General features: G+C 60.7%; 8 protein-coding genes. 2 read left to right on the top strand and 6 right to left on the bottom strand.

Translation table 11 applies throughout. From position 1 onward, the window contains the following. Window positions 1-151 precede the first annotated feature (151 nt). Window positions 152-1,705, bottom strand: a complete 1,554-nt coding sequence (locus tag JWR14_RS07015) for an ABC transporter substrate-binding protein (RefSeq protein WP_299703598.1) — start codon at window positions 1,703-1,705, stop codon at window positions 152-154. A gap of 103 nt (window positions 1,706-1,808) precedes the next feature. Next, on the bottom strand, window positions 1,809-2,930 hold the full coding sequence (locus tag JWR14_RS07010) for a porin (RefSeq protein ID WP_299703595.1): 1,122 nt from the start codon (window positions 2,928-2,930) through the stop codon (window positions 1,809-1,811). A gap of 648 nt (window positions 2,931-3,578) precedes the next feature. Between JWR14_RS07010 and JWR14_RS07005 the strand changes: the two genes are divergently transcribed. Next, entirely contained in the window at window positions 3,579-4,685 is a 1,107-nt protein-coding gene (locus JWR14_RS07005; protein ID WP_299703592.1) for an LLM class flavin-dependent oxidoreductase, read from the top strand. A 111-nt stretch (window positions 4,686-4,796) separates the two neighbouring features. Beyond that, a complete protein-coding gene (locus tag JWR14_RS07000) occupies window positions 4,797-6,425 on the top strand; it encodes an AMP-binding protein (protein ID WP_299703589.1) in 1,629 nt (542 codons plus the stop codon). Here JWR14_RS07000 and JWR14_RS06995 read toward each other — a convergent pair. From JWR14_RS06995 to JWR14_RS06980, 4 genes are all read right to left on the bottom strand, one after another. Beyond that, on the bottom strand, window positions 6,422-6,718 hold the full coding sequence (locus JWR14_RS06995; RefSeq protein ID WP_299703586.1) for a zinc ribbon domain-containing protein: 297 nt from the start codon (window positions 6,716-6,718) through the stop codon (window positions 6,422-6,424). The two genes, JWR14_RS07000 and JWR14_RS06995, sit on opposite strands and share 4 nt — an antisense overlap. Next, window positions 6,715-7,881, bottom strand: a complete 1,167-nt coding sequence (locus tag JWR14_RS06990; protein ID WP_299703584.1) for a thiolase family protein — start codon at window positions 7,879-7,881, stop codon at window positions 6,715-6,717. The genes JWR14_RS06995 and JWR14_RS06990 overlap by 4 nt, the downstream gene beginning before the upstream one ends. Window positions 7,882-7,893: 12 nt before the next feature. Continuing rightward, window positions 7,894-8,586, bottom strand: coding sequence for a GntR family transcriptional regulator (locus JWR14_RS06985; RefSeq protein ID WP_299703581.1), 693 nt, complete (start codon window positions 8,584-8,586; stop codon window positions 7,894-7,896). 151 nt (window positions 8,587-8,737) lie between these two features. Then, on the bottom strand, window positions 8,738-9,900 hold a 1,163-nt coding region (locus JWR14_RS06980; RefSeq protein ID WP_299703578.1), incomplete at its 5' end, for an oligopeptide/dipeptide ABC transporter ATP-binding protein.

Below are 9,900 nucleotides of genomic sequence, written 5' to 3'. Positions count from 1 at the left end.
CTTGCGCGCGCCGCCTTCGAGCAGGCTCACGACAAAGCGCGCGCCTACACCGCGATTGGCGCCTGACACGAAGGCGACGGAATCTTCAATCTGCATCGCATGCTCCTTGGTGGATAGAGCTTGAATCCAGGACTTGAATCGAGCGCCCGAATCACTTACGCTTGTATTCGACTGGCAGGATATAGCCGCTATCGAAAGTCTTCACATCGATATTCGAACGGTAGGCAATCGTGGTCACGGCCTGCAGCAAGGGCACGACCCACGATTTCTCCGATGCTTCCTGACCCAGCGCGCGATACCCCGCCATGCGCTTGTCTTCATCGACTTCGGTCATCAGCGCTTCGACGCGCGGCGCCAGCGAGTCATCTTTCCACGCAGAAAACCGCAGGCGCGGATCAAGAATACGGCCCGTGTAGTTCTCGGGGTCACCGGTCGAATTGGCCCAGCTATAAAGCAGCACACCGCTCATCTTGGTCGCCTGGATCTCGCTGATGACCTTCGCCATGGTGGTCTGCGTAAGGTCGGCCTGGATGCCCACGCGCTGCCACATGCCGGCAATGGCGCGCGCCATGTCGTAGTCGCTCGGGAACGTGCCGTTAGTCGTGAGGAACGGCACCTTCACTGGTTTGTTCGGCCCGTACCCCGACTTCGCGAGCGCCGCGATCGCGCGTTGCGGATCAAAGCCGATCTTGAAACCGGGCACGTCCGCTGGCGCCCCCGGCGTGGCCGTGACCGACAACGGCACCGCTTCGCCGCCATAGAACGCTTTGGACAGCGCGGCGGTGTCAATCGCGTAATGCATGGCGGCGCGCACGTTTTCGTCGTCGAACGGCTTGACGTAGTTCGGCATGCGCAGCATGTAGATCTCGCTGTACGGATAGATCCTCGTCGTGATGCCCGGCGTCTTCGCCAGGCGCTGCGCCTCGCGCAACGGAATCTGCACGGCCACGCCCGCGCGGCCTGATTCGACTGCGGCTACCCGCGCGGAAGGTTCCGTCGTGATCTGGAACGTGACGTTCTTGATGGCCGGAGCGCCGCCCCAGTATTTATCGAAGCCTTCGAGCACGATGCGCGAACCGCGCTGGTAGTCGACCACCTTGTAGGGTCCCGCGCCTATGGGCTTCGCCTGGAAACCGTCGTTGCCGACCTTCTCCATATACGCCTTCGGCAAGATATAACCCGCCAGGAACGCGAGATAGATGGGTGCGGCCGGCGTCGGTTTGGCGTAGACCAGCACGGCACGCGTGGGCGAAATGATCTCGACGTCCTTCAGCGTCTGGAACATGCCGCCAACAGCGAGCTTCTTGTCGGCGGACGGACGATCGTGAAGGCTGTATTTCAGGTCGGCGGTCGTGAGCTTCGAGCCGTCATGGAACAGGATGTCGTCGCGCAGGGTCACTTCAAGCCGCTGGTCGGTCTTGTCCTGCCACTTCCATGCCGTGATCTGACGCGCTTCCAGTTTCAGCTTGGGCGAGTAGCGCAACGGGGAATCGAAGACGGTCTCGTAGATGGATTGCGCCTGCGGCACCGTGATTGCTGACGGGTCCCAGGTCGGCACGTCGGAGATGTACGCAATGTTCAATACCTCATCGCTTGCCGCGCCCTGCGCACGCGCGAAGTCCCACGGCAGTATCAGCCCGGCCCCCGCGGCCAGCGAGCCCAACAACCATTGCCTGCGCTTCGCGTCGATCTCGAAACTGTCCATCGAACCTCCTGTGTCCCGGCATGCGCCGGATAAAGATGCACGAAAGCGTGCCGCGACCTGACCGACTTGACTCGCAGCACGCGCGAAGATGAATTATTAACGGTCAGAAACGATGACGCAGCCCTAATCGCACTTCAATCTGGTTGGGTGTGCTCGATCGCTGCAAAACCGGCGCGAGATCCGCGTATTGAGCGTCGCCCGCGGCGTGCATGTAAGTGGCCTGCAAGTAGGTGTCGGTGCGCTTCGACAGGAAGTAATCCACGATCGCATCCACATTGTGATACTTCGGCTTTTGCGACGTTGCCGAGACTTGACCTTGCGTATAGCTGTATCCGGTACCGAGCTGCAGCGACGGCGTCACGAAGTAGCTCGCCACGACTTCAAAAATGTTAAACGATACATGGCCGCTAATGTTGGCGCCGACCGCCGGGTCCAGTCCGAGGAATTTGGTGTTCGTATAGTCGGCACTAATTTTTGCGTTACCGAACGAGTATTGCCCGCTGATACCGAACGACTGGTACTTGGACGCAGCAAGCCCGTAGTTGCCATCGACCGCGTTGGTCGCCGTCCACACGCCTTCAGGCACGGCTTCCGCCGGGTGATCGATCGATGTATACGCCGCTGCCAGTGCAACCGGACCGCCCGCGTATTTCACGCCGAACGACTTGACTGCGTCGCGATTGGTCGCGCCGGCGACGTTCCCGAATCCGTACAACGCCGAGGCCTGGATGCCACCGATGATCGGCGAGGTGTATCGGACAGCATTGTTGATACGGAAGTCGATGCCGGTGTTGTCGAGATCGCCCGGATGCGGGAACAGGATGCCCCAGTTGCCGTTCGCGGTGTACAGGCCCACGTAGTCGCCCATCATTTCGTTTTGACGGCCGAGCGTGACCGTCCCCAACTTCGTGCTCGCCAAACCAACGTAAGCGCCGCGGCCGAATTCGCGGCCTTGCTGCCCCAGCTTGCCCGAGTTGATGTCGAAACCATTCTCGAGCCGGAAGATCGCCGACAACCCTCCCCCCAGATCTTCCGCACCCTGAAGCCCCCAGCGGCTGCCCTGTGAAATGCCGCTTTGCATCTGATAGGCCTTCGCGCCAAGCTGATTGTTCGAGAACGTCAGGCCTTCGTCGATGATCCCGTACAGCGTCACACTGCTTTGAGCGCACACAGAGCCACTCGCGCACAACACGGCGAGCGATGCAGCAATAAGAGGAGTTTTCACTTGGGTTCCGTTAAAGATCGTGGGTGGATGACGAGATTTCTTGATGTCGTGATTCGTTTGCTCGGGACGTCAGACTTCAGACTTCGGGGTAGAACTCGCCGCGCCACGCTGATCCCTGGGACGGCAGCTTCGATGACTCGTGAATGTTTATGGCGGTATTAACATTCTGAATTCAGATTATTTCAGCAAAAATTGAACGTCAAGAACTTGCCAAAATTGTTTTTCGCGGGAAAGTGAGGGAAGGACTGAGATGCTCAGTCAATGGATCAAGGTTGTTGGCGCGTCCTGGCATGATCCGCATAAAACGGAACATGATAGATGTGACATTCGCTAGCCGTCGAGTAGCGTGATCGCGGCATGGATTCAATGAAAGTGCCGCCATAAAGCTATTTTTTGCACCTAAACAGCGCTTGTGTGGATCAGGTGTTTGGCTACCCTGAATGAGACGGCCAGCCTGGAGCCGTCGAATGAAGCCGAAGAACATCGCTGCACCGCGGCGAACTTTTCTTGTCACGACCATGCCCCACCACGACCGTTTTTCGCACTAGCACAACGCATTACACGTGGTCCTTGACAGGGGATTTTTCTGAATTCAGTATTCTTCAATAACCGCGCTCGATAACCGCCCTCGATCTCAAGGAGCATGTCTTGACCGAACTCACCGCGAATCCAATGCGGCTCGCTCACGCGTTCAAGCTCGGCGTCTTTGCAGCCAACGCGGATCGTGGCCTCTCGTTCACGACCGTGCCCGAGCAATGGCGCGCGACATGGGACGACGTGCAGCGCGCTGCCGTCGTGGCCGATGAAGGCGGTATGGACTTCTTCCTGCCCATCGCGCGATGGCGCGGCTTTAGCGGCACCACGCATGTTCGCGAGTGGTCGTTCGAGACCTTCACGTTTGCCGCGGCACTGGCCGCAGTGACGCGTCGCATTGCGTTGTTTTCGACGGTTCACGTGCCGCTCGTGCATCCGCTGTATGCGGCGAAAGCGCTGGCGACCATTGACCATGTCAGTCATGGCCGCGTGGGGCTGAACATTGTGTGCGGATGGAACCCCGACGAGTTCGACATGTTCGGCGTGAAGCTGAACCCGGAGGCTTATAAACAGGCAGCGGAATGGTCCGAGATCCTGATGAAGCTCTACACGTCGGCCGAGCCCTTCGATTTCGAGGGCGAGTTCTATCATTTGAAAGGCGCTATTTCACGGCCCGTGCCGCTGCAGACGCCTCGTCCGGTCACGATGAACGCCGCGTTTGGTGCACCGGGGCGCGACTTCGCGGCAAGGTATTGCGACTATCTGTTCACCACGTTTTCGGAACTCGACGCGGGCCGCGAGCATGTCGCGGATATTCGTGGCCGGGGGCAAGCGGCGGGACGCGACATTGGCGTGTACACGGTGGCGCACGTGGTGTGTCGCGCGACCAGCCAGGAGGCGCAGGATTACTACCATCGCTATTCGGTGGAACATACCGACGAAGCCGCGCTCGACTATCACATGAAGCAGAAGAAGGGCTTCAGCAACAGTCACGACGACCGTGCGTTCACCGAGTATCGACAGCGTTTTGCAGCCGGAACCGGGAGCTTTCCGCTGGTGGGCACACCGGTGCATATAGTCGATCAACTCATCAAGATTCATGAAAGCGGGTTCGCCGGTGCAGCCCTTACGTTTGTGAATTACGCCGATGAACTGCCCTTTTTCTGCGAGCAAGTCATGCCGTTGATGCGTGAAGCAGGTTTGCGCAACGACACCGACTGATCCTCTCGTTGTATGCAGCTTTTTGATGATCGGGCGTTATCCGTTACCCGCTCGTTCGGGAAACGCTCGTCCGAACGCGTTACATCACTCTCGCTTTATCACCCTCGCCTTATGACATCGACACTGACATCGACATCGACATCGCCTTATCTCGCGTTCAAGCAAACCGCACTGCAGCATCCGGATAACGACTTTCTGCACATTCCCGCCTCCGCTCGCAAGCACTACGCAACGCCCGGACCGCTCACGTTGAAATACGGCGAAACGCTGACGTGGATCGATGAACAGGTCGAGCGCTATCGCGATGCGGGTTATCGCGCGGGGATGCGCGTGGCGCTTTTGCTCGAGAACCGGCCGGAGTTCTTCGTTCATTTCTTCGCGCTCAATGCACTTGGCATCAGCGTGGTTCCGCTCAATGCCGACTCGCGCCCGCACGAAATAGCATACGTGGCGGAACACAGCGAGATTGTGCTGGCGATTGGAATCGATGCAACGCGGCCGCTCCTGCACGCCGCACTCCAGGACACAGTGCCCGTTGCAGATGCGAACGCGTCCGCACTGCCCTTGATTGAAAGCACTGGCCACAGGATGACGGCGCCTTCCCTGGACGATGAATGCGCCATTCTTTACACGTCCGGGACCACGGGCAAGCCCAAAGGCTGCATTCTCGACAACCGCTATTTCTTGTCGATTGCTGAGATCTACATCACGGAGGGCGGCTTGTGCGAAGTCCGTCCGGGCGTAGAACGACTGATCACACCGCTGCCGTTATTCCACATGAATGCGCTCGCCTGCTCCACCATGGCCATGGTGTTGTCCGCCGGCTGTGTGATTCAGCTCGACCGGTTTCATCCGCGAAGCTGGTGGGCGGATGTCGCGCAAAGCGGCGCAACGATCGTCCACTATCTCGGCGTCATGCCTGCTATTTTGCTGGGCATGGAAACCGATCAATCCATCACGCATTCGGTGCGATTCGGGTACGGCGCGAACGTTGATCCGAAACATCAGCAAGTGTTCGAACAACGCTTCGGCTTTCCGCTCATTGAAGGCTGGGCGATGACCGAGACCGGTGGCGCCGTGGTGGTTGCATCGAGCCGCGAACCGCGTCACGCAGGCGCGCGATGTTTCGGCCGGCCACGCTCCGGCATGGAAGTGAAGCTTGTTGATGCCGAGTACAACGAGGTCGCGACCGGCGTGCCGGGTCACATGCTGGTGCGCCGGGAGGGATCTCGCCCGCGTCTTGGCTTTTTCCGTGGCTATCTGAAAGACGACGCGGCAACGCAAGCCGCATGGCAGCACGACTGGTTTCATACCGGCGACATCGTGCGTCGCGGCGACGACGGCAGTCTTCATTTCGTCGACAGGCAGAAGAACATCATCCGTCGATCGGGGGAAAATATTGCGGCGCTGGAGGTGGAAGCGTGCCTGCTCGATCATCCCGATGTGCGTCAGACTGCCGTGATTGCCGCGCCCGATTCTCTGCGCGACGAGGAAGTGATGGCCTGCGTGATTGTGTCGCCGGAAACGGTACGCGATGAAACGACCGCACGCGCGGTGCAGGCGTGGTGCCTGGAGCGGCTCGCGTATTACAAGGCGCCGGGTTACGTCGCGTTCGTCGATGCGTTACCGGTGACATCGACGAATAAAGTGCAGAAAACCCAGCTTGCCGCGTTCGGTGCAGACCCGTTGAACGCACCGGAATGCTTTGACTTGCGGGCGTTCAAGAAGCGTGTAGGTTAGTCGCTGGATGCCGTCATGGCGTCGTCGCTTTCGAGACGAAGCGAGACGACGGTGCCCGGTTCGAGCAAGCGTTCAAGTCGTGCAATGACACGCGGCCCGGCTTGAGTCAGCACCGTCGCAATGTATGCGACTTCCCCGCCCGCCTTCCCCGCCCGATGATGCAACGTGGTGACGTCTTCAACGCTACCTTGGGTAGCGTCCACCTCAAGGAATTCATCGCTTCCACATGATGGGCACAGCAAGCGCCGGGGAAAGTCGACCTGAGCGCACGCAACGCAAGCGAAAACGTTCATTGCGCGGCTCCCCGTTCGAGCACCACGGCATTCGCACACATGCCGTACCGATACTGCACCATGCCGTAACCGCTCACCGCCGCGAAACGCGCGTCGTCCACCTGGCGCGCACCGGCCTCATGACGCAACTGGGTAATCGCTTCGACAAGTCCATGCATACCCGCCGCCGCACCCGCCTGTCCCGCCGACAATTGCCCGCCCGACGTATTTACAGGCAAAAGGCGTGGCGCAATGCGTTCGTGGATTAACGCGTGCAAGCTCGGCTGATCATCGGCGAACCCGAGGTCGTTGAGCTGCGCGAGGATCATCGACGGATAATCGTCATAGACGGAGACGAGATTCATATCGGCGGGCTGGAGGTTCGCGTCGCGCCAGAGCGAATCGCGGATGCCCGCAAGACCTGTGACCAGCCCGTCGCCATGTTGATGATCGACGTTATATGCTGCACGCAGCGCGCGAATGCGAACCGAAGAACGCTCAGCACAACGATGAGTCGACGAGGTCAGCACTATTGCATTGGCCCCGGATACCACCGGCACGCAGTCGAAGCGACATAGCGGTTCTGCCACGAGCGGCGCGGCAAGATAAGTGTCGAGCGTCAAGGGCTCACGGTAGACGGCCAGCGGATTCATCGACGCCCACTCGCGTTGCGCCATGCACAGCGCGGCGTAATCTTCGCGCGTCAATTGCGAGGCGCGCATCTGGCGTTGCGTGAGCATGGCGAACAGGGGGTTCGGTCCGCCCGTGTTCAACGGCCGAAGATACGTTCGCGTGGTCACGTTGTAATTCTCGACGAGCGATGTGAAGTCCGCTGCCTCGAAATGGTCCCCGCTGACCAGGACGATCACGCTCGCGTCACCGGCTTGAATGGCACGCGCGGCATGCTGCAACAGATTGATTCCGCTCGCGCCACCGTGACAATCGTCCATGCACCACCCCACGCGCAAACCGGCGCGCCACGCAAAGTCGATCGCATGATCAGGCGGTAAGGTGAACGATGCAACGCCGAGACCGTCGACTTCATTTGTCGACAATTCAGCGTGCAAAAGCGCGGCCTTCAAGGCCTGGGCGAGCAAACCCGCTGTACTCGTACCCGCCGGCGCGTGACGCGTGTACGGCACTTCGACCGCGGCCACGATCGACACGCCTGCGAAGTTGTTCATCGCGGGCAAGCGTCAGACCGCATTGTCGCTGTTCAGAAAATACTGCTGCTCGGCGTCATCGATAAAACCCTGCGTTGCCGAACGCACCTTCATGGGATCGCGATCCACGAAGCCTTTCAACAACGCCTGCATGCCGTCGGCAATCAGCTTCATCGTGCCCGGTTTCGTCATGGTTCCGTGACGCACCTGACGCGTGTGATCAGCAAATCGCAGGATCGTGCCTTTCAGCCGAGTGTTCAGCACGCCTTCCAGCCAGATGGCCCGGAACTCGACATTGGCTTCGGTCATCAACGCAATGTCCTTGCGCTCGAACGCGCGTCGGCATTTGCGATAAGCCGCCCCCATGCCGGCGAGTTGTTCGTCGGCGAGGACCGCAGCAGCCGCTGCGGCCGCGCCCGGTTCGAGCATGCGGCGCACTTCGAAGATCTCGCGCACATCTTCGGCGGTCAGGACGGGCGTGATAAAACCGCGCGTGGTGCCAATCAGGTAACCCTCGTTCACGAGGCGCAGCAGCGCCTGGCGAACCGGCATGCGCGTGCACTCGAATTCCTCCGCGATCTCGTAGTCGAGCACGCGGTCTTCAGGGCCGATCTGACCGCGCTGAAGGCGGCCCAGCACTTCCTGATACACCGACTCCATCAGCGTGGCGGGGCGCAGCGCAGTCCGTCGCGGCTGCTTGATAACCGTCGGGTCGGCGGTTGCCATGGTGTTCTCCATTGTCTTGGTTCGCGATTCATCGCGGTCTGTCACGATTTGCGCGCCGCCGTGATGGCGGCAGTGGCACTGCAATCAATAATTGTACTGGCTGGCTTCCGGCCGCCCGCTCAAACCACGCCTCGTTTGATACTCATGCCCCTCACGCCGCTTCCTCCAGCCCGGCGGGCGGCCATGGCGTTCCTGCATGATCGCTCGGCACCGCGTCGATCAACGCGCGCGTGTACGGATGGCGCGGCGCCGCGAACACTTCCTCGGTCAGCCCCTGCTCCACCACTTCGCCACGACGCATCACGAGCACGCGGCTGCATAAATAGCGGACCACGGACAAATCGTGCGAAATGAGCAACAGCGCAATCTGCCGCTCGCGGCGCAATTCCAGCAGCAGATTCAGGATCTGCGCCTGGACGGATACATCGAGCCCCGAGACAATTTCATCGGCAACGATCAATTGCGGCGACGCACACAGCGCGCGGCCAATATTCACCCGCTGCTTCTGACCGCCTGACAACTGCGAGGGAAAGCGCGTGAGGGTATCGGCGGGAAGCCCCACGTCGCGTTGCACCGACTGCGCGCGTGCCAGCCGCTCTTTCGCGTCGAGCGACGTCAGGCCGGCCGCTTCCAGCGCCTGCGTCAGGAGCCGCTCGACCGAGCGGCGCGGATTCAGTGCCGACTGCGGATCCTGAAAGATGATCTGCACCTGCTCGCGGGCGCGCCGCACGCGTTCCGCGCTGCCATGCGTCAGGTCTTCGCCGCCGATCATCACCCGGCCATCGGTCGGCTGTTCGATGCCCATCAGCAACCGCGCCACCGATGTCTTGCCACTGCCGCTTTCTCCCACGATGCCCACGAACTCCCCGGGGAAAATCTGCAGCGACAGCGGCTTTACGGCATGGAAAGAAGTCCTGTGCTGCCCGAACACTCCGCTGCGGCTCGTGTACGTCAGCGCTGCCTCGCGCAGTTCCGCCACCGGTTGTGCGCCCATGACGGGCGCAGGCGGCAACAACGGCGCCTGTGTGTTGTCGGCGAGCGGTGCATGCTCGCACGCCTCGCTGCACCCAACCCGATGCCCGTTGGGCGCCGCGCGGTCATGCAGCACAGCGGCGCACGCGGCGCCGGCGCTTGGGCAACGCGGCGCGAAACGGCACCCGGCGATACCGGCCAGCGCGGACAAACCGGGCATCTGCTGAGCGAGTACCGGCAAGCGGCGCCGCGGACCGGTGAGATCAGGCGTCGCGTATTTCAACGCACGCGTGTAGGGGTGACGCGGTTCATCGAGGACATCGCGGGCCGGGCCGTACTCCA

It is taken from the genome of Caballeronia sp., assembly GCF_028292365.1.
Taxonomy (GTDB): domain Bacteria; phylum Pseudomonadota; class Gammaproteobacteria; order Burkholderiales; family Burkholderiaceae; genus Caballeronia.
This window is presented reverse-complemented; position numbering and strand designations above follow the sequence as displayed.

Coding starts and splice junctions, on each gene's coding strand:
- JWR14_RS07015 (WP_299703598.1), bottom strand. CDS start 1,705: ATGGACAGTTTCGAGATCGACGCGAAGCGCAGGCAATGGTTGTTGGGC.
- JWR14_RS07000 (WP_299703589.1), top strand. CDS start 4,797: ATGACATCGACACTGACATCGACATCGACATCGCCTTATCTCGCGTTC.
- JWR14_RS06995 (WP_299703586.1), bottom strand. CDS start 6,718: ATGAACGTTTTCGCTTGCGTTGCGTGCGCTCAGGTCGACTTTCCCCGG.
- JWR14_RS06990 (WP_299703584.1), bottom strand. CDS start 7,881: ATGAACAACTTCGCAGGCGTGTCGATCGTGGCCGCGGTCGAAGTGCCG.
- JWR14_RS06985 (WP_299703581.1), bottom strand. CDS start 8,586: ATGGCAACCGCCGACCCGACGGTTATCAAGCAGCCGCGACGGACTGCG.